Genomic DNA, 18,666 nt, shown 5'->3' with positions numbered 1-18,666 from the left:
CTCTCGATCGCTTGATCGACCGTCAGGGCGCCGAAAGGCGCCTTTTTTGTTGCTTGCCTGCGTTGTGGCATTCCGAAAGAGATTGCGCCTGTTTTTCGCAAGCCTTTGGGCTCAGATGCAAGAATTGCTCTTGACAACAAACAAGACATAAGCCCACGTGCAAGGTCACACTCAGTCGGTCTCCTTCGATGGTCGGGAGATCCGACTGACCACAGGTCGGTTCGCCCCGCAGGCCGGGGGTTCCGTCATGGTCGAATGCGGAGATACCTCTGTTCTCGTCACTGCCACCCGCTCCGGCGGCCGTGAGGGCATCGATTTTCTGCCGCTGATTTGCGATTACGAGGAGCGTCTCTACGCCGCTGGTCGTATCCCCGGCAGCTTCATGCGCCGCGAGAGCCGTCCCCCCGAGCGCGCCACCCTGATCGCGCGTCTGATTGACCGCCCGATGCGCCCGCTGTTCCCCAGCTGGCTGCGGGATGACCTGCAGGTCGTCGCCACCTGCATGTCCCTGGATGAGCGGGTTCCGCCCGATGTCCTGGCGGTGACCGGCGCCTCCCTGGCCACCCTGCTGGCCAAGATCCCCTTCAACGGTCCGATGGCGGCTGTGCGGGTCGGCCTGCTGGGCGATGACTTCATCTTGAACCCCAGCTACCGCGAGATCGAGCGCTCTGAGCTGGATCTGGTGGTCGCCGGCACCCCCCAGGGCGTGATCATGGTCGAGGCGGGCGCCAACCAGCTGCCCGAGCAGGACGTCATCGAGGCGATCGACTTCGGCTACGAGGCCGTCTGCGAACTGATCAAGGTCCAGCAGACCCTGCTCAAGGAGCTCGGCATCGAGCAGGTCATCCCCGAGGCCCAGACCGTCGACGCCACCCTGCCCACCTTCCTGGAGAAGGAATGCAGCAAGGGCATCGGCGAGGTCCTCAAGCAGTTCAGCCTGACCAAGGCCGAGCGCGACGAACAGCTCGATGCGATCAAGGCCCAGGCGGCCGAGAAGATCAGCGGCCTCAAGGACGACGACGCCGTGAAGGTGGCCGTCAGCAGCAACGGCAAGGCCCTGGGCAACAACTACAAGGCGCTCACCAAGAAGCTGATGCGCGCCCAGATCGTCAACGACGGCAAGCGCGTCGACGGCCGCAACCTCGATGAGGTGCGTCCGATCAGCGCCGCCGCCGGTGTGCTGCCCAAGCGCGTGCACGGCTCTGGTCTGTTCCAGCGCGGCATGACCCAGGTGCTCTCCTGCGCCACCCTCGGCACCCCGAGCGACGCCCAGGAGATGGACGACCTGAACCCGTCCAACGAGAAGACCTACCTCCACCACTACAACTTCCCCCCCTACTCCGTCGGCGAGACCCGCCCGATGCGCAGCCCCGGCCGCCGCGAGATCGGCCACGGCGCCCTGGCGGAGCGGGCCCTGATCCCCGTCCTCCCCAGCAAGGAGAGCTTCCCCTACGTGCTTCGCGTGGTGTCGGAATGCCTGAGCTCCAACGGCTCCACCTCGATGGGTTCGGTCTGCGGCAGCACCCTGGCCCTGATGGATGCCGGCGTGCCCCTGAAGGCCCCCGTGAGTGGCGCCGCCATGGGCCTGATCAAGGAGGGCTCTGAGGTCCGGATCCTCACCGACATCCAAGGCATCGAGGACTTCCTCGGCGACATGGACTTCAAGGTGGCCGGCACCGAGAAGGGCATCACCGCCCTGCAGATGGACATGAAGATCACCGGTCTCGAAGTGAAGACCGTGGCTGAGGCGATCAACCAGGCCCGTCCGGCCCGTCTGCACATCCTTGAAAAGATGCTCGCGGCGATCGACAAGCCCCGCGATGTCCTGAGCCCCCACGCCCCTCGCCTGCTCAGCTTCCGGATCGACCCCGAGCTGATCGGCACCGTGATCGGCCCCGGCGGCCGCACGATCAAGGGCATCACCGAGCGCACCAACACCAAGATCGACATCGAGGACGGCGGCATTGTCACGATCGCCAGCCACGACGGTGCAGCCGCTGAGGAAGCGCAGCGCATCATCGAGGGTCTCACCCGTCGCGTCTCTGAAGGCGAGGTCTTCAGCGGTGCCGTCACCCGCGTGATCCCGATCGGCGCCTTCGTCGAGATCCTGCCTGGCAAGGAAGGCATGATCCACATCTCCCAACTCAGCGAAGCCCGCGTTGAGAAGGTGGAAGACGTGGTGAAGGTGGGTGACCACGTCACCGTCCGCGTCCGCGAGATCGACAACCGCGGCCGGATCAACCTCACCCTGCGCGGGGTTCCCCAGCAGGACGAGCCCGCCCAGGCCTGATCGAACGAAGCCCCCGCAAGGGGGCTTTTTTTATGGCCTAAACCGCGAAGCCTGGATCAATGCGGGCCATCGCCGCAGCGGCCTTCTCGCAGAGCTCCTGGTGGCTGACGCCATGGCTGGCGATCAGGCAGCCGGCCTGGCGCACATCGCCGGTGTTGTAGCGAAGCGGTGCACGGTCAGCGTGAGTGAAGGCGCCACCGGCAGCCTTGAGCACGGCCTCGGGAGCCGCCATGTCCCAGTCCTTCGGGGCGCTCTTGCCCGAGAGCGAGATGTAGACGTCGGTCTCACCCCGCAGGATCGTGGCTACCTTGCCGCCGACGCTGCCGATGGCCTTGGTGTCGCCCAGGGCCAGGGCCTCCAGTAGCTGCTCCAGCCGTTGGTCCCGGTGGTTGCGGCTTGCCACCAGCACCATCTCGGAGAGGGCCTGACGGGAACTGAGCTGGGCGGGCTGCTGCTCACCGGCGCGGTTCTCCCGCCAGGCGCGGCCCTCGGGCACCAGGCCGAACCAGAGGTCCTCCAGCAGCGGTTGGAGAACAACGCCCAAGACGGCCTCACCGCGGTGGACCAGCGCCAGGTGCACGGCGTACTCGCCGGTGCCCTGCAGGAAATCCTTGGTGCCATCGAGGGGATCCAGGATCCAAAGCCACTCGGCATCCAGGGGTTCCCCGGCGGTCAGTTGCTCCTTGGCGGTCTCCTCGCTCAGCAGGGTCCAACCCGCATCCGGATAGGCCTGGGCCAGGCCATCGAGCAGCCACTGGTTGACCGCCAGATCGGCGGCGCTGACCGGGCCCTCGCCCCCTTCGTCGACGCTCAGGGCCTTAGGGAAGCCATAGGGGGGCTGCTCGCCGCGGCCATAGGCCAGCAGGATGTCGGCGGCACCCCAGCAGAGCCGGCGCAGATCCGCCAAGAGCTGCTTCTCCTCGATGCCAGGGGGGAAGCAGGCGGCGGCGGGCATCATGGAAGGGCAAAGGAGCATTGTGATGCAGGGCGCTGAACCCGCTGCAGGCGTGCTCTATCTGGTGGGCACCCCGATCGGGAACACCGGCGATCTCTCGCCCCGGGCCAAGACCGTGCTGGCCGGGGCCGATCGCATTGCCTGCGAAGACACCCGCCGCAGCGGCCTGCTGCTGCACAACCTGGGCATCAAGAACCGTCTGGTGAGCTTCCACGAGCACAACCAGGCCACCCGAATCCCGGAGCTACTCGAGGCGCTGGAGAACGGGGAAGCGATCGCCGTGATCAGCGATGCCGGGCTCCCGGGCATCTCCGATCCCGGCGAGGAGCTGGTGAGCGCCGCCCGCGGCCAGGGGCGAACGGTGATCTGTGTGCCCGGGCCCTGCGCCGCCACGACTGCCCTGGTGAGCAGTGGTCTGCCCTGCGGGCGGTTCTGCTTTGAGGGATTTCTTCCCCCCAAGGCCACCGCGCGCCGCGCCCGCCTGCAGGCCCTGGCCCAAGAGGAACGGACCCTGGTCTTCTACGAAGCACCCCACCGCCTGCTGGCGCTGCTGGAGGACCTGCTCGAGCTCCTCGGGGACAGGCCGATCGCCGTCACCCGGGAGCTGACCAAGCGCCATGAGCAGCAGGTCGGCCCCAACCTGAGCGCGGCCCTGGCGCACTTCCGCCTGAACCCGCCCCAGGGGGAATTCACCCTGGTCCTGGGCGGCGCCGAGAACAAAACCAGCGAGCGACCCAGCGATGAGACGCTGCGTGAGCAGCTGCAGGCCCTAGTGAGCGGCGGGCTCAGCCGCAACGATGCCGCTCGCCAACTGGCCCGCAGCACGGGCATCGCCAAACGCGAGCTCTACGCTTTGCTGCATCAAGACGACGACACCCCCTGATGCTGCTGCGCCTGCGCCTGCTTCTGGCCAGCCTCGGCGGTGGGGTGCTGCTGCTGCTGATCCTCTGTCTGGGCGCCCAGAACCTGGATCAACGCACCCGCCTGAACCTGGGATTTGGCCGCACGGCGGAACTCCCGACAGGCTTTCTCCTGGGGGTCTCCCTGGTGATCGGGGTGATCAGCGGCGGCGCAGCAACGGCCCTGCTGCTGCCGGGCAGTGATCAGGCTTCCGGCAGGGAGTAGAGCAGACCGCCTTCCACCACCAGGCGGGTGATGCCCTGGGCCACCAGATAGGAGGAGCGCCGCTGCAGCACATCGCTGTCGGGCACCTTGATCACCCGCTGGCTGCGGCCGCACTGGCGCTTGGCCTGGCGGGGATTGGTGAACAGCATCAGGGCCTGACGCGCCTGCTCGGCTTCCGGCAGGGAACCGAGCTCGGGGAACTCGTTGAGGGGCTTGGCCTGCAGCTCCACCACCTTGTCCACCAGCATGTAGACGCTGCTGGGCAGCAATCCGGGAAGCAGGGGGATCGGATCAATCAGCTCCGCCGCTGGAACGCCGCCGAGGGGTGCAACCTCCAGAGCGTCATCGCCGTCCTCGAAGTTCTCCTCATCGCCGTCATCGCCGAAGTCATCGGCGTCATCGATCGCCAAGACGCCCGGATCCTCCTCGTCGTCTGAGGACTCTTCCGGCTCGCTGGTGCTGGACTCGGGCTCAGGAGCTGGAGTTGGAGCTTCAACAACGGCGGCGGGCTTGGCAGACGAGCGGCTGCGGGATTGCTTCTTGAGCTCAGCGAGCTCCTCGGGATCGATCCCAGCCTTCAGCACCCGGCTGACGGTGTTGGGGCTGCAGCCGTAGCTCGCCGCCAGGGCCTGGGCGGTCTCGCCCTGACGGTAGCGAGCAACCAGCTCCTCTTTTTGGCCTTCAGTCAGCCGTGGAGCGGGCATGTGGACATCGTTCTCCAGCACACCACCATAGAAGCCTTGGCTCAGCTGGCACAATGCGTCAGATCCAAGCTCCCTTAGCTCAGCTGGATAGAGCAGCTGCCTTCTAAGCAGCCGGTCGTTGGTTCGAATCCAACAGGGGGCGTTTAGAGCTCGTACTCCTCTTCAAAACGCGCCATCAGGCCGTTGTAGAGCGCGAGGGTGCCCTCGGTTTCCTCGCAGAAGCCCTTGACCCGATAGGCCTCGATCAGGTGGGAGAGAGAGGCGTGCACCTGGGCGAAGGCCTGGGCGAATTCGTTCTGAATATCTTCGTCGCGGATATCTCGGATCTTGGCGGTCATCAACTCAACCTTCCTCTGAGCGACGACCATCGCGGCCTCCATCTCTTTGTTGAGTTTCCGGCGCTTCGCCATCAATCCCGCTCTGGTTGAGCCCCACATCTACACCAGGGGGCGCTAGCGGTAGGGGATGCAATCGAATCCGCGAGAGGTCTTGCCATCACTGGGTGCTGCCGCCACCCAACGGTGTCCCGTTGCAATGCAGGCCTTCAGGGTCGGCATCGGGACCTTGGTCACGGCCACGTCCTTGGGGCCGACCTTGTGGGGCTCAAAGGTGGAGCGCACCAACCAGGCCTCGTAGGCCATCGCCGCCGGCGCAGAGGCCCAAAGCAGACAGCCCAGCAGGAGACGCTTCACGGCGATGCAAGTGCTGGGCGCACCCTGCCATAGACGCCCCTGGGTTACAAACGTGCGGCGCTGATCCAATCGGCTCGAGGGTCACTGCTGCGCGCTGCCCGCAACTGCTCCAACAACTGCCGCTCCTGGTCGCTGTAGCGCGCCGGTTGCTTCAGGCTGAGGCTCAACAGCAGGTCACCGCGACCTCCCTTGACCGGCCAGCCCTTGCCCTTGAGCCGCAGGCTCCGGCCGACGGCCATCGCCGGGGGCACCGTCACCGTCGCTTCTCCATCGGGCGTGGCCACGCGCACCTCACCGCCCAGGGCCAGCTCATCGAGGCTCAGGGGAAGATCCGCCTTGAGCTGGTCTCCGTCGAGGGTCCAGACCGGATGGTCCTGAACCTGAAGGGTGAGGTAAAGGTCGCCGCGGCGGCCAGTTCCAGGCTGAAGGTTCCCCTTGCCTTTGAGGCGCAGGCGACTGCCGGGCTTCACACCGGCGGGAATGCGCACCTGAACGCGCTCGTCATTAACCGCCAGGGTGCGCTCGCAGCCGCGGAAGGCCTCCGAGAAGGTCAGGTTGATGCTGGCCTCGGCATCGAGGTTCACCGGCGCCGCCTGACGGCCCGGGGCACCGGCAAAGCCACCGCTGCCAAAGCCGCCGGGGAAGCCTGAGCCAAACCCGCCAAAGCCGCCGGGGGCGCCACCAAAACCACCACCCTGGAATCCGCCAGCCCCACCGCCAGGTCCGCCAAAGCGGCCCAGCAGGTCATTGACGAAGTCATCGAAATTGCCGTAGCGGCCGAAATCGACATCGACACCGCCAGGGCCAGGGCCAGCGCCGGCTTGACTCCAGTACTGCCCGAATTGCTCGTAGCGGCGACGCTTATCGGGGTCAGAGAGCACCTCATAGGCCTCACTGACTTCCTTGAATTTCGCCTCAGCGCCCTTATCCCCGGGATTCACATCCGGGTGGTACTGGCGCGCCAACTTGCGAAAGGCCTTCTTGATCGCGTCCGCATCAGCGCCACGCTCAACGCCCAGAACCTTGAAATAGTCGCGGTAACCGTTGGCGCTCATCGCAGCAGCTGGGAAGGACCGATCAACGGCACCCTCAGTGTCCCAGCAGCGGGGTGGATTGAGCGAGGGGGAAAACAGGCGGAAGGCCGAACGCGTGACCACCTCCGCCATCGCCCTTAGGGTGCGGCCACCTGTTGTTCAAGCACCATGGCTGGCCCCCGCAGCGTCCAAGTCCTGGGACGCCTGGCCCTGAGCCTGGGGCTGCTGATCAGCTCACCGGCACTTCTACCCGCGGCGCATGCCGCCGAAGAGCAGCCCGCGGCCGCTCGCCCCTCCACGGCTCGGCAACAACAGTTGGCCAAACACCTCAAGGCCCAGGGGTTTGTGGTCTATGGAGCCTGGTGGTGCCCCCACTGCAACACCCAAAAAGAACTCTTCGGCGTGGAGGCCATCGAGCTCCTGCCGTATGTGGAGTGCGACAAAGAGGAGGAGGGCCGCAAGCGCTGCATGGCCGCCAAGGTCCGCGCCTATCCGACCTGGGACTACCAAGGCGAGCGGCGTGAAGGGGTGATGTCCCTGGAAGAACTGGAGGTCTGGAGCAGCTTCTCGGGCGCTCAGTCCGAGTCGGCCACCCCAAAACAGTGAATCAGGGCATCACCCCAGGTGTTCACCCGTTGAAGCTGAGCGTCATCGGCTTGGGATAGCGCCTCGCCATGGGCCCTGAGCACCGCCGGCTTGCTCAGGCTGAAGCCATGGCTCTGGGCGATCGAGAGGATGTCATCCACACCCGTCGCGGCGTGGATGCGGTCGCGAATGGCCTGGTTGTTCCCCACCTTGGACAGGAACGCTTTGAGATCAGCGGCAGACACGCAGCGCAGCGCGAGATTCCTCTCCATGCTGAGTACGACGCCCTGATTTGGCTGCATCGGCCCATGAAATTGCACGTCGCCAATGCGGTCGCGGTCTCCCTTCTCTCGACGGCCGTCTTGGTGCTGGCCTTCAAGGACAACCAGTGCACGACTCCCGCCCCAGCCACAGCTCCTCAAGCGGCGACGAGTCCCGCACCACGGCCAGCCGTCAACGCCCCAGCCCCCCAGAGACCCCGCGCTCAGCGGGAGCTGGGGAAGTTTTAAAGCGCCTATTTCTTTAGCCGTCGCAAATTGAGACCAACGTCACCTCAGACCGTGGCGTCCCTCAACAACTTCAACCTCCAACCGGGCGAGCTTGTGATCAGCGGGGAACACATCCCCCTCTCCTCACTCCTCACACGCTCCTCCCATGACTTCCCTCTCCTTCTTCCGTCAAGGCTTCACTGGCATCACCGCCGCTGCCCTTGCCGGCTCCTCTCTCCTGGCCATCACCTCCAACGCCCAAGCCGCTTCCCTCGACTACGACTGCTTCTCACGCCAAACCGGTGAGCTGCTCGTCAAGTCAGCCATCGACATGACCAGCCTGGATCTCGCCTGCCTCGCCAGTGCAGAGGCCATGGTCCAAGGACAACACAACCCCAACCTCAACGTCGTCTACACCACCCAACCCGCTCCCGCCCAAACCTCCTCCTCCGGCGAGGCCTTCCTCGGTGGCGTCGTCGGCGGCATCCTCGGCGGCGTTATTGAAGGCTCCATGAACCGTGACCGCTATTACGACCACGGCTACGACCATGGCCATGGTTACGAGGACGGTGCGGGCTCCCGCCCGGATAGCAAAGGCCCTGGCAACGTCGGCAAAGGCCCCGGCAACGTCGGCAAAGGCCCTGGCAACGTCGGCAAAGGCCCCGGCAAGCGGCCTGGTAACGCAGGTAAATGGCCTGGCAACACCGGCAAGAACCCGGGCAACGTCGGCACTCGACCAGGCGTCAAACTCCCCAACTTCCCCAAAGGCAAGAGCACCGTCTACCCCAAACGGCCCGGTATTCCTGGCCTTGGCAAAAAGTCGGGCACCCGTTCCGCCAATCGCTTCTCCGGTCTTTCGAACATCCCCAACCGGAGCATCAAAGGCCTTGGCAAAAGCAACCTGCTCAAGGTCAACCGCACGGCTCCTCTGCAGCGATTCCAACCCCTCGGTGGCCTCGGCCTCTAAAACCAACCCACCCACACCAAAGCCCCCAGCCGCTCTGCGACTGGGGGCTTTCTCGTGCGACCTCAACTCCCGCGCTCAGTTAACCCCGGCGCTCGCCACAGCCTGATCAGCGCTCTGCCGGTACAGATACAGATGACCCAAACCGCGGTTCCCGTACTGACGACGGCGCAGTTCCCATCCCGGCTCAAAGCTCAGCTTCAGGAAACCAGCTCCATCGCCGCCGGCACGCGCCACGACATAGCTCGCCGCCCCCTCGCGGCCACTGCTTGAGATCGCCATCAGCTTCACATCGCCCTCTTCCTTCACAACGCTCAGCCGGTAGCTCGTGCCCTTGTCCTCATTGCCAATCCGCAGCGAGTAGCCGTTGCTGTCGACATAGCGGCTGCAGATCCCGCTGAAATCAAATTCGCTCAGCAGCGGATTCACAACCGTCGGGCTTCCTGCATGCTCCTGAAAGCAAGGACGCTTCTGCGACACCTGCTCGTAGATGTTCAGCTGTGAGCGCGCACTGCTGCCGATTGGTGCTGCGACCATCACAAAGTTCTGCTCGATCACCGGCTGCGCCGTAAACACCGAGGCCTCCGCCGCAGGTGCCAGGGCAGCCGTGGCGCTCAATCCCATCACAACAGCGGCGGCGGCGCGGGCGGAAAAGCGAGTGCTGAACATCGATCTCTGGGGGTTGCGGGAGGGTGACCTCCTCGATGCATTTACCTTTCCAGAAACAAAATTCCCCCGCCGGATCCAGCTCAACCATCCCTGTGACCTTGCTCACAGCCGGCAACAACAAAGCCGGCACCCAAGGGCACCGGCTTCGAGCAATGGATTCGGTCGGAGCTTCTGAAGGAGGCACACCTGGGGCCAAGGATCCAGGTGTCGAGCGGTGGGTCTCCTGGGGCACCTCAGGCGGTGCAGATGGAGTGCCGTCAAAACTGACGGCCCGCTCACAAGCGGTAGAAGACTGTTGGAGCAGGGGCCTTCGGTCAGCTCGCTCCTGAGGACTGGTTCGGTGGAGTGTCGGTCATATCCGCCTCCGAGATCGATGGGCCCAGCATCGGACCGCCCCAGGCTCTGGGCAATCCGAGTTAATGCCCATTGCCGCTTAGCGCAGGTCCTGGTCGCCGACCTGGGGCTGATCCCTGCAGCCCAACACCGCTTCGCTGTGGGTGTAGTGCTTGAACTCCAGCCAGTTGGCACTGGGATCCTGAACAAACAGGGTGTGATGCTCCAGCGGGCCACCGGAGTAGCGGCACTTGGGGGGCACAGAGAAGAGGCAGCCCCTGCGCTCCAGCTGCAGCCTCAGCTGCTCCCAACGGGTGAAGGTCTCAAAGACCAGCCCGAAATGTCGGGGATAGATCCCAGGCTGCCCCGGCTCCTGGAGCTGGGGCGTGTGTTGCAGGACCAACTGGTGGCCCTGGAAGTCAAGAATCGAGGCCTGCTCACTCCTGCGCCCGGGCTGGCAGTCCAAGGCCTGGACGTACCAGTCATGACTGCGTTGCAGGTCAATCGCTGGAATCGAGAGATGAAAGCAAGGCCGAACCACGGCGTGCCCCTAGGCCAAAACGGGCCTGGAGAAACGGCCGTTGCAGGCTTTCCAGAACTGGGACTGGGGACTCAGCACCGCCCCATGCAGGCTGCAGAACCCATGGCAGCTCGGATCACCCTTGACGAAGGGGCAACCAGAACAGTGCAGCTGCAATTGGCAACGCAGAGACGCCAACTGCAACTCTCCCCTGGAGCCATGGGCTGGCACAGCGTGGGGGGAATGAAACACGGAGTGGATCCCTTGAAGCGCGTGCCCCCGGTCTAGGAACGCTGCTCCAATTCGGCCAACCCAAAGGAGCGAACGCAAACAGCGGTGGCAGCAGCCAGCGGCGATGGCTACGACAGGACCAGTCGAAGAGAAGCTGTGGAAGACGGACTCTTGGGGCTGGCCGGGCTGGTGATTCTCCTGGCCCTCGCTGGTTTCGGCCTGCAGGAACTGGCCGTTGAGTTGCGAAATGCCCAGGATCACCCCACCACAGAGTGAAGCCGCAGCCACCTGGGGCGATCAGGCGCTAGAGGTGGGATGGATGCCGCCCAATCCATGGCCCTTCAACGCCTGCGCTCGATCAAAAAGCGCCTGATGCAATCAATGGACCGCCTCACCCAGGGGGGATCCAAACGGGCCTACACCAAAAAAGTCCTCAGCCAGAAAAGTCACGAGGCCTACGAAGTCGTCTGTGGGGTAGCTGGTTGCGTTCTCAAAAAAAGAGACGTGTCCAAGTCCTGAGTAGACATACCCATGGCAACCCCGACCGGTTCCGCTTCGATGGGATAGGCAAATGGGAACCTCAACCGCGGCTGGGAATCCGCGGTTTTTTTGTGGCCAGCGAGCTCAGAACAGGATCACACCAGACGCTGACAGGGGTCGTAGGGGCAAACCTCAAGGGCGAAGAGCTTGAGGTGAGTGAACACAGCAGGCCAAGACCACATCAGGGATTACTCCTGAGTGGGCACCCCAGCCCGCCGTGAAGCCACGGCATTTTTGGTTGCTCCGGCGCAGGAACCTCGGGCATCATTTCGATAATCCTCCAAGCGCTATGGAAGAGGCTCGCGTTTCACTGCAGATCACGCTGCCGCTAAGCATTGACGAGAAGCTGACAGCAATTCAAAAACAGCTTGACCTCAGGTCAAAGAGCAGCCTCATCGAGCGGATATTGCAAGAGGTTTTCGATGAAATCGACGAAACAACTGACTAGCCATACAAATCGGCCCCACCCGCGACATCTGCATCATTGGACGCAGAGCTAGAACATGTGCCAACGAACTACCGAAGAGCAAAGACATTCACTGATTTCACAAGACGAAGACGTGGCGCCCAGAGGGCTCTTACGCAATAACGGTTACGCTATTTACTTTCACCACAGAAAGAATGTCAGGGTTTATCGCCAGTCGCCGGAGTAGCAGCTTTCCTTAGAAAAAGACTAGCGGTAACGAAGATGATTATTTTCGTAGTTTCGTTGCAGTTGAGTTAAGCGCACTGTCAAGCCATTGAATCGCTCCATGGCACGACTATTAGAGGAGTCAAACAAGTCTCCCCTGATCTCCGAGCTGTACTGAAGGAAATGCCTAGGCTCGCATCCTCCACCGCCTCTCCAGCTATGAAAGTCGGCATGTATTGAGGACTCGACGACAAGGATGTTGTCGTGGAAGTCGGCGAGATCCGGACGATTCTGCCTATCGAACAAATGGTGACCATCAAGGCTTAGCTCCTTGCCCCTTGCCTTTTTCTTTCCTGTGACCTGGCATGTATCTCTGGCTGCCCGTTTTGCTTTGGCTATCGCTTTATCGATTCGCAGTGGGGCTGCAGCGAGCCTTTTAATCTCGGTCTTAAAGCACTCTTCAACAACTTCCCCAACAGCGCCCACCCACGCCTTTCGAGATTTGTTGATGCTGGAGTTGTGGGACATGTCAATAGCCATGCTCGCTAATCCTCTTTGACTCCAAATCTTTTCACCTTCCTCGCTAAGGAGAAAATGCTGCTCAAGCTCGAGACCCTCTTCCCCATCAAGCATGCCAGCCTGGCAAAGGCGCTCAATTGAGTTATTAATTCCACGCCCATTAGTTTGCAAGATATTGATGCATGTCTTGCGGCTGACGAATCCCAACTCACCTCTGACCTCTAGCAGGGAACCGGACTCAATCAACTCTTGTGTAATTCGCCTGGAAACAAGCATTTGCTTACGCCTGCGGCGTCTGTGGGTGAGAGCCTCAGCAACGAGCTTGATCAAGCCTGGGGTGTTTCTGTCAAAGTATTCAGCTAATGCTTCCACACCTTCTTCATAGAATCGTCTCTCGCGATAGTCACCAGTCTTAGTGGTGAACTCAAAATGCTCTCCCTCAACAAGCTCCCATTCATCTTTATCATCACCATCAAAGAAGTCGATGGTCTTATAGAGAGTGTCGATTCTTTTACCAAGAATCCTGGCGGTTTCCTTGTCGGTCAATAGATCACGCATTGAACTGCCTCCTCAATTCATCAATGCAAGGACTGAATCGCGCATCTTCTGGAGCCTTTCGAAGACTCTTGGATCCCCTCCAGCATCGGGGTGATGAACCTTGACGAGATTTCGAAAGGAGGCTTTCACGTCTTCGGCCGTAGCTTTTTTGGGGTCTAGGCCAAAGACATGCCAGGGGCGGAAGTTATCAAGTACATCGATGCCGTTAATACATGTTGGTCCACTCTTATTCCTTTCGTCTTCAGGGACAGCGACCCATCTTCTATAGAGCTTCATCCAATCGTCTTTTGTCTTAAGGCTGATCTCTTCTCCAGTCATTGACATCACAAAGGTTTTATTCTTCCTTAGCTCTGTCGCATTTTTGCAGCCAAACTTATCAAGCACCGCTTTCTTTGCCGTTGTCATTGTTATTGCTTTTGCTTTCGGTCGTGGTGCCTCTTTAAACTCCGCGCCGTTGACTCTTTCCGCAAATGCAAGCAATGAATCACGTGCAATCTGCCCTGAGCCGAGGAGATCTTGAATTAAAGTCTCCACCTCTGGCTTGGTCAGCTTTTTGGGTCTTGCTGCAGCCACGACTACCTATTGGCTTCTTCAAAGCTATCCAGATCAGGGCAAGACCACCTCCAGTTTTAGGTTCATCTAATAACTTCTTTACAGAAGGTAGCCCTGGGATTTGAGTTGACTTCTCCGGCTCCCAATGTATTCCGGTGCCAAGCAGCTTTTTCAGACAAGAAGAAATACGAAGTCAGGCACTGCCCCCTTAAAGGAGAAAAGCATTTTTATGCATGAACGATTACGAGCCAGCGTGCGAGCTGCTCAGGAGTGGTCTTCTGTTTCCAGTCCTGATGGGTGGGTTGGCATACGGATTGTTGCTCCTGCCCTTAATCATCAGCAAAACATAAGAGACGCCCCACACCCAAGACGAGCAAACGGAGTCGAGTAGAGAAACGCTACAAGTGATGATCGCACGGTTTTTCTTGGCAGACTTGGAATAGCCGCTCACAAGGCATGCAGATCAGCGAGCAAGCCGCAATCTTTTTAGGACTTGAAACCCTTCTCTTCTTGGGGCTCCTATTAAGCATCTGGAAGGCAAGACGGAAACTGCAGCCAAACCTAAAAGGCTTGGCTCGTTCATTACGCCTTTCCGAGGACCAATTTGGGGATGAATCAAACTTCGTCACCTCGGCACGGACGCGATATAGAAGAGCAGCCGAGAATATTGAAGAAGTTGATGCCCACTCAATTGCAGCAAGTGAACTCAGCAGCTACGAGTTACTGCATATTGGGAAATGGAGAGTAAATATAGGTGGGCTCAGCGAATTAATGGGAAGCGCCCCTGGTGTCTTCATAACCATTGGACTACTGGGAACATTTGTTGGACTTGCCGCCAACCTTCAAGAGCTGGGTCTTCTACTTACCCCAACTGATGACACAGCCCCAGGAGAAATAGTCGATCAACTAGGCAATGTGCTTGGGCCGATGAGCACAGCTTTTCTGTCAAGTCTTGGTGGAGTCTTCTACAGCCTTCTATTTTGGCTGATCGGATTGGTCCTCGGATGCAATCGCCTACTCGAAGAAACAGAGTCTCTACTGACCGCGTACCTGGAACAAGTTGTACAGGCAGACTGCAATAGGTTCTCATTAGTCAGAGCTTCAGTCGAGAGAATGGAGCTTTGCCTATCGAACTTCATGTCCAGATTCAGCGACGAAGTCGGACAGGCAATCGAAAGGGCCATGAATGAAAAGATCAAAGAAACCTTCGACTCAATCCAAAGAGGCTCTCAGGCAATGAGCCTTTATGCAGAAACTTTTAGCGAGGGCGTTCAACACTTAGACCAGAGCGGCAGACAGTTCAAGAGAGCATCAGAAGCATTCTCTAGCTCAGAGTTTGCGAAGGATTTCTCAAATGCCTCGAATTCGTTTTTGCTAGGAATAAATAATGGGAAAGAAGCCTTGACAAGTTTTGTGGCTGACCTGGACTACTCGAGCGAGGGATACAAAGAAGCCCTGAAGGGCTACCAAGATTCTTACATGCTCCTAGATTCGCTGAAAAGCAGGATAGAGGAATACAATTCCCTGGTACAGCGCGAAATAGACACTCAGGACAGAGCCATTGAAAACATCTCAAAAGTGGGCGACGACATATCGGAAGCGGCAAAGCAATTACGGTCTGCAAGACTTGAAATTGGCCGCGAAAATAAAACGACCAACGAGCTATCAGCATCATTAGCCAAAAAGCTTAGTGCTGAAGACAGCCAAAGGGAGGAAACCCTGAAAGCACTAAGATCTCTACAAGATGCATTAAGCGGATTAACTACAGAGAGCCAAAGAACGAAACAATTAGTTGAGACACACTTAAGAACTTCAAGCCTTACCGACGAAGAGAGAAGAAGACTAAATGCACTAAGTGAGGCACTATTGAGCCAGTCAAATACCGAGACGTGGGAGTAAGAAATGGCACCTAGAAAAAGTAACCGGCCACGATTGACTGCGCCATGGCTTGCATACACTGACCTTCTAAGCAGCACGCTGCTAATCCTTAGCATTGTAGTGGTAGCTAGCGTCCTTGCAAAACTAACCAATGAAAAACCACCTGTTATAAGACTAAGCGACGCTCAAGACTTCAGATTCAAGAGAGGAAGCTTCCAGATAAGCTATGCATTCAGGCAAAAGCTTATTAGCGAAGAGCTTAAAGAGATCGAACGTGCAATTCAATGCTACGCAATTGATACCGTAGAAGTCGTTGGCCATACAGACAGATTGCCCAACAGTGGACTAAGCAACCTAGACAGCTTCTCTACCTCAACGAAGCTCGCGCAAAGCTTTCCAAAAGCAAAAGCCGGCTCAAATGCAGATCTAGGACTACTTCGTGCCTTATCAGTGCAGAAGCTTCTTGAAGAAAATCTTGGCCAGGAATACCCTGACTTGGTATTTAGATCTTACTCAGCAGGTAGCTTGATTGACCCACCACAGGTATCCAACCGCGAATCTCTCCCTCAAGAGAAACGGAGAATAGAGATCAGACTAACTCGGAACAAAGAGCAGTCCGCTCTCAACAAATGCTAATTACCAGCTGACTGTTCAACCGAAAAGTCCCATTCTGCTTTTAACAAGCGGTGAAGCTCAGGGAAATAGGTCTCTCCAGACATTTTTACATGCTCAAGGTAGAGGTCCATTAAGACCTGCTCGCGGTACTCCTTAGCCTTTAAACGAATGTCAGCAGTTTCTCCATTATTAATAAACCAAGAGAGATCTTTAGTAATGACGGCTTCCCTCCTTCGAATCCAGGACTCGGGCGGTTCTTGCTCTTCCTCATGTACACCAGGACCATTACTGGGTGCTTGCGGCGCGCTGGGTCGCTGAGCAAGTATCTCTGATGCGTCCTGGAGTTCACCCGTTCTCTGCATGTCATACAGAGCCGTTATCAGAACATGATTAGCAATCGAGCCCCAGTTCATATCAACATAAAGGTTATCTGCCATATCGGATCCCATACCAAGCTCGGCAGAGACTTTCGCGACTGCCATTTGAAGCTCTTCCGTTCGATCATTAAGCGCAATCCAAGATTCGACTTGATCAGGCATTAGTCAGTCCTCCTTTTGATTTGAAATGGATCCATTAATCAATTTGTTTCTTCGCTTCTCCTGAGCAATCTGCAAGGTTTCCGAATATCCATTTAGAAAATCTTCTCTAACGTCAAGCATCTGATCACTGTATGACATTCGCATATCGCTACTTCTCGACTTGAGGCGTAGCATCCAGGCAGAGCCAATTGAGAGAAATACGGAGATTGCCATACCAAATAGAGAGAATCCCAAGGCAGGCCAACGGCTGCTGAAAAGCGTTCCATAGAATTGCTCTACAGAGGTCAGAACCAGCTGACCACCTTCTTTGATCTCTACTTCACCATTAGATTGCTCAACAAATTTGCTCTCATAAACTTCAGGAAAGTGTGTAGACAGGAATCGATATGGATTAAGCCGATCTTTATCCATCCGATACGTCTTTAAAAGACCGCGAAGCCTTGTCGCCTCACGACTATCTATCTCTGTTTGGAATCGTTGACGGTTACAGTCGCCAGGTACAAGTGAAATAGATCCATACATCTTGACTATCTCATCAACTGATTTACCTTGCATGGCTCTTTGCTCTTGGAAAGATCCGCGTGCCTTTCTGAAGGTCGAATCCCAACGTGGGTCGCTCCTATCCATCGTCTTTAACTGGTCTTCAGTTGCATTACATGCATCTCTGAATTCTTGTAGAACTGGATTTTGTAATGTACTTAGCTGCTTGAGCTGAGTATCAGTCTTTTGAATTTGTTCGGCTACTGTCTTCTCTGCATATCCACGAGTAATACCTCTTCTGTTAATCAACATATCAAGGCCCACACCTGACAAAAGCGTACGGGCCACTGAGACTGCGACAAAAATAGTCAGAGCAGTTCTAGCGGAGTTCTTTTTACCCTTGCTTCGATTGCAAGACTCTTTTCCTGCAACATTTCCTGCTGCTGTCAATCCTAGTGATACAACAACTGCGGTTGGCAAAGCTGCTCCACCAACAAAGTCTGTTAGCGCAAACTGAATAATCGGGTACGTCGTTATGGCATCCCATAGCGTGCTTGCCGACATCAAGTTAACTGTATTGCTGCAACTCTGATCAAATTCCTGGGAAGCACATGATTTGCCTCGAATGCTAGTCGGTTTTGGCCAAAAGAAGACTCTTACTTGTCTGATTAAACCCTTATTCCTTGCTGTAATAGTATCTACTCGCGGCTTTTGAAACGTAATCTCGCCTGAAGTCGCGTCATAACGACCTTGCACCCTGTCTGCGGCATCACGCAAGTAAGCAAGGTCGGGAGATGTATCTATCCATCGTATGAGTTGCTGGGGGTTCAACTCAATACGGCCTTGGCCGCTTTGGGGTTCAAAGGATTTGTCGTCAGTCAAGGGTACAGACGCCTTTCCCTAGAACTAGCAAAAATTCTCAGAGTCGGCAACTAAAGACAACAGATTGCGAACTGCAACAAGACGAGCCTTATCACTTCAGCCCTTCACATGCTTCTCCATCTTTATCTCTATCCAGGTAGTAATGGCCTTCTCTCAGCAAGAGTTGTGCATAGCTCCAAGAAGAGATTTCACTACATCGATACCTTCGTCGAACCCCCTGTCCCGAAGCTTTACTCCTCCTTCTGAATTCCCAGGGCCTTTCAATACCTTGAGTTCCAATTGACCAAATACCTAGACCAGACAATAAAGCCTTTCTTTCCAGCTGAAGGTACTGATCGGCTTCACAGCTAGAGAGATAGTCCCTATAGACAAAAGCGTTGCCTTGTCCAACCAAGACCTTCCCAATATTCCCATTTTGACCAAAAACTTCAGCCACTATTCGCCCATATCTATCCTTCGCGTGAATAAAGAGAGTCACGGTGGACCCCACTGGCAAAAGAGCTTTGAGTGCTTTAGCTGATTGAGTCCCGTAAGGCGCCTGCGCAGATTCAGGAGCATCTATACATGCAATACGGATTGTCAATGGGGAAGAATCTTCAAAAACCCTTATGGTGTCTCCATCGCCAACAGAAATAACAGTGGCCGCTCTGGCAGGCTGGGCTGCTAGGAGAGCAAGGCTGCATCCGAAAATGACTAGCTTTAATCCAACTCTATTAAAGCTAGTCCTGCTCACCATTATTCTCAAGAACTTCTTTCACAAGGCGTTCAATTAATGCACTACGACTTCTAAGTCCTAATTGCTGGCGAATCCCGTCAAGCCTCTCTAAAAGCTCAGAACTAAGTTCAATTGATATGCGTTCAGTCGGCGACATAGGCTAACCC

Annotated in this window: 25 protein-coding genes and 1 tRNA gene; 12 read left to right on the top strand and 14 right to left on the bottom strand. The window is 57.7% G+C overall.

Annotated features, from left to right (window positions below; translation table 11 throughout):
* Positions 1 to 157 precede the first annotated feature (157 nt).
* Positions 158 to 2,290, top strand: coding sequence for a polyribonucleotide nucleotidyltransferase (locus ACXIQ9_RS08145; RefSeq protein ID WP_459016330.1), 2,133 nt, complete (start codon positions 158 to 160; stop codon positions 2,288 to 2,290).
* A 37-nt stretch (positions 2,291 to 2,327) separates the two neighbouring features.
* On the opposite strand, the gene ACXIQ9_RS08140 is transcribed toward ACXIQ9_RS08145, so the two are convergent.
* A complete protein-coding gene (locus ACXIQ9_RS08140) occupies positions 2,328 to 3,248 on the bottom strand; it encodes a 3'(2'),5'-bisphosphate nucleotidase CysQ (protein WP_459016406.1) in 921 nt (306 codons plus the stop codon).
* Positions 3,249 to 3,270: 22 nt separating this feature from the next.
* Between ACXIQ9_RS08140 and rsmI the strand changes: the two genes are divergently transcribed.
* Positions 3,271 to 4,128 (top strand): 16S rRNA (cytidine(1402)-2'-O)-methyltransferase, encoded by an 858-nt coding sequence (gene rsmI, locus ACXIQ9_RS08135; RefSeq protein ID WP_459016329.1) that lies wholly within the window; start codon positions 3,271 to 3,273, stop codon positions 4,126 to 4,128.
* Complete coding sequence (locus ACXIQ9_RS08130; RefSeq protein ID WP_010312917.1) at positions 4,128 to 4,370, top strand: hypothetical protein; 243 nt, start codon at positions 4,128 to 4,130, stop codon at positions 4,368 to 4,370. The genes rsmI and ACXIQ9_RS08130 overlap by 1 nt, the downstream gene beginning before the upstream one ends.
* Here ACXIQ9_RS08130 and ACXIQ9_RS08125 read toward each other — a convergent pair.
* A complete protein-coding gene (locus tag ACXIQ9_RS08125) occupies positions 4,349 to 5,074 on the bottom strand; it encodes a hypothetical protein (RefSeq protein WP_459016405.1) in 726 nt (241 codons plus the stop codon). The two genes, ACXIQ9_RS08130 and ACXIQ9_RS08125, sit on opposite strands and share 22 nt — an antisense overlap.
* Before the next feature lie 68 nt (positions 5,075 to 5,142).
* Between ACXIQ9_RS08125 and ACXIQ9_RS08120 the strand changes: the two genes are divergently transcribed.
* Positions 5,143 to 5,216 (top strand) — tRNA-Arg (locus ACXIQ9_RS08120).
* A 1-nt stretch (position 5,217) separates the two neighbouring features.
* Here the strand turns inward: ACXIQ9_RS08120 and ACXIQ9_RS08115 are convergent.
* From ACXIQ9_RS08115 to ACXIQ9_RS08105, 3 genes are read right to left on the bottom strand one after another with little or no spacing between them, the layout of a single operon-like run.
* Complete coding sequence (locus tag ACXIQ9_RS08115) at positions 5,218 to 5,484, bottom strand: hypothetical protein (protein WP_010312920.1); 267 nt, start codon at positions 5,482 to 5,484, stop codon at positions 5,218 to 5,220.
* A gap of 42 nt (positions 5,485 to 5,526) precedes the next feature.
* Positions 5,527 to 5,766, bottom strand: coding sequence for a hypothetical protein (locus ACXIQ9_RS08110; protein WP_296416599.1), 240 nt, complete (start codon positions 5,764 to 5,766; stop codon positions 5,527 to 5,529).
* Between the two features lie 44 nt (positions 5,767 to 5,810).
* On the bottom strand, positions 5,811 to 6,821 hold the full coding sequence (locus tag ACXIQ9_RS08105; protein ID WP_029625987.1) for a DnaJ C-terminal domain-containing protein: 1,011 nt from the start codon (positions 6,819 to 6,821) through the stop codon (positions 5,811 to 5,813).
* Positions 6,822 to 6,968: 147 nt separating this feature from the next.
* Here ACXIQ9_RS08105 and ACXIQ9_RS08100 point away from each other — a divergent pair, with 147 nt between their 5' ends.
* Positions 6,969 to 7,406 (top strand): hypothetical protein, encoded by a 438-nt coding sequence (locus ACXIQ9_RS08100; protein WP_459016328.1) that lies wholly within the window; start codon positions 6,969 to 6,971, stop codon positions 7,404 to 7,406.
* Here ACXIQ9_RS08100 and ACXIQ9_RS08095 read toward each other — a convergent pair.
* Positions 7,376 to 7,630, bottom strand: a complete 255-nt coding sequence (locus ACXIQ9_RS08095; RefSeq protein ID WP_296419700.1) for a Nif11-like leader peptide family RiPP precursor — start codon at positions 7,628 to 7,630, stop codon at positions 7,376 to 7,378. The two genes, ACXIQ9_RS08100 and ACXIQ9_RS08095, sit on opposite strands and share 31 nt — an antisense overlap.
* Before the next feature lie 63 nt (positions 7,631 to 7,693).
* Between ACXIQ9_RS08095 and ACXIQ9_RS08090 the strand changes: the two genes are divergently transcribed.
* A complete protein-coding gene (locus ACXIQ9_RS08090) occupies positions 7,694 to 7,894 on the top strand; it encodes a hypothetical protein (protein WP_247479461.1) in 201 nt (66 codons plus the stop codon).
* Between the two features lie 145 nt (positions 7,895 to 8,039).
* Positions 8,040 to 8,840, top strand: a complete 801-nt coding sequence (locus ACXIQ9_RS08085) for a hypothetical protein (RefSeq protein WP_459016327.1) — start codon at positions 8,040 to 8,042, stop codon at positions 8,838 to 8,840.
* A gap of 75 nt (positions 8,841 to 8,915) precedes the next feature.
* Here the strand turns inward: ACXIQ9_RS08085 and ACXIQ9_RS08080 are convergent, their stop codons facing one another.
* Positions 8,916 to 9,506 (bottom strand): DUF3747 domain-containing protein, encoded by a 591-nt coding sequence (locus ACXIQ9_RS08080; RefSeq protein WP_459016326.1) that lies wholly within the window; start codon positions 9,504 to 9,506, stop codon positions 8,916 to 8,918.
* A gap of 433 nt (positions 9,507 to 9,939) precedes the next feature.
* Positions 9,940 to 10,380 carry a VOC family protein gene (locus tag ACXIQ9_RS08075; RefSeq protein ID WP_459016325.1) on the bottom strand — a complete coding sequence of 147 codons (441 nt, stop codon included), beginning with the start codon at positions 10,378 to 10,380 and terminating at the stop codon, positions 9,940 to 9,942.
* A gap of 315 nt (positions 10,381 to 10,695) precedes the next feature.
* Between ACXIQ9_RS08075 and ACXIQ9_RS08070 the strand changes: the two genes are divergently transcribed.
* The 3 genes from ACXIQ9_RS08070 (at position 10,696) to ACXIQ9_RS08060 (ending at position 11,578) form a co-directional block, all read left to right on the top strand.
* The gene (locus tag ACXIQ9_RS08070; RefSeq protein ID WP_296416287.1) at positions 10,696 to 10,866 is read left to right on the top strand and encodes a hypothetical protein; all 171 of its coding nucleotides are present in this window, start codon (positions 10,696 to 10,698) and stop codon (positions 10,864 to 10,866) included.
* 39 nt (positions 10,867 to 10,905) lie between these two features.
* The gene (locus ACXIQ9_RS08065; protein WP_296416288.1) at positions 10,906 to 11,109 is read left to right on the top strand and encodes a hypothetical protein; all 204 of its coding nucleotides are present in this window, start codon (positions 10,906 to 10,908) and stop codon (positions 11,107 to 11,109) included.
* Positions 11,110 to 11,419: 310 nt separating this feature from the next.
* A complete protein-coding gene (locus tag ACXIQ9_RS08060; protein ID WP_459016324.1) occupies positions 11,420 to 11,578 on the top strand; it encodes a hypothetical protein in 159 nt (52 codons plus the stop codon).
* Between the two features lie 225 nt (positions 11,579 to 11,803).
* Here ACXIQ9_RS08060 and ACXIQ9_RS08055 read toward each other — a convergent pair whose 3' ends face one another.
* Complete coding sequence (locus ACXIQ9_RS08055) at positions 11,804 to 12,826, bottom strand: hypothetical protein (protein WP_459016323.1); 1,023 nt, start codon at positions 12,824 to 12,826, stop codon at positions 11,804 to 11,806.
* 24 nt (positions 12,827 to 12,850) lie between these two features.
* Positions 12,851 to 13,411: a J domain-containing protein gene (locus tag ACXIQ9_RS08050; protein WP_459016322.1), complete on the bottom strand. Its 561-nt coding sequence runs from the start codon at positions 13,409 to 13,411 to the stop codon at positions 12,851 to 12,853.
* A 435-nt stretch (positions 13,412 to 13,846) separates the two neighbouring features.
* Here ACXIQ9_RS08050 and ACXIQ9_RS08045 point away from each other — a divergent pair, with 435 nt between their 5' ends.
* On the top strand, positions 13,847 to 15,289 hold the full coding sequence (locus tag ACXIQ9_RS08045; protein WP_459016321.1) for a hypothetical protein: 1,443 nt from the start codon (positions 13,847 to 13,849) through the stop codon (positions 15,287 to 15,289).
* Between the two features lie 99 nt (positions 15,290 to 15,388).
* A complete protein-coding gene (locus ACXIQ9_RS08040; RefSeq protein WP_459016320.1) occupies positions 15,389 to 15,904 on the top strand; it encodes a hypothetical protein in 516 nt (171 codons plus the stop codon).
* Here the strand turns inward: ACXIQ9_RS08040 and ACXIQ9_RS08035 are convergent.
* The 4 genes from ACXIQ9_RS08035 to ACXIQ9_RS08020 form a co-directional block, all read right to left on the bottom strand.
* Complete coding sequence (locus ACXIQ9_RS08035; RefSeq protein WP_459016319.1) at positions 15,901 to 16,422, bottom strand: hypothetical protein; 522 nt, start codon at positions 16,420 to 16,422, stop codon at positions 15,901 to 15,903. The genes ACXIQ9_RS08040 and ACXIQ9_RS08035 overlap by 4 nt on opposite strands.
* A 3-nt stretch (positions 16,423 to 16,425) precedes the next feature.
* Complete coding sequence (locus ACXIQ9_RS08030; RefSeq protein ID WP_459016318.1) at positions 16,426 to 17,784, bottom strand: hypothetical protein; 1,359 nt, start codon at positions 17,782 to 17,784, stop codon at positions 16,426 to 16,428.
* 91 nt (positions 17,785 to 17,875) lie between these two features.
* Positions 17,876 to 18,520, bottom strand: a complete 645-nt coding sequence (locus ACXIQ9_RS08025) for a thermonuclease family protein (protein ID WP_459016317.1) — start codon at positions 18,518 to 18,520, stop codon at positions 17,876 to 17,878.
* Positions 18,504 to 18,656 (bottom strand): ribbon-helix-helix protein, CopG family, encoded by a 153-nt coding sequence (locus ACXIQ9_RS08020; RefSeq protein WP_459016316.1) that lies wholly within the window; start codon positions 18,654 to 18,656, stop codon positions 18,504 to 18,506. The genes ACXIQ9_RS08025 and ACXIQ9_RS08020 overlap by 17 nt, the downstream gene beginning before the upstream one ends.
* Positions 18,657 to 18,666: the final 10 nt, after the last annotated feature.

The organism is Synechococcus sp. LTW-G (assembly GCF_054459035.1).
This window is presented reverse-complemented; position numbering and strand designations above follow the sequence as displayed.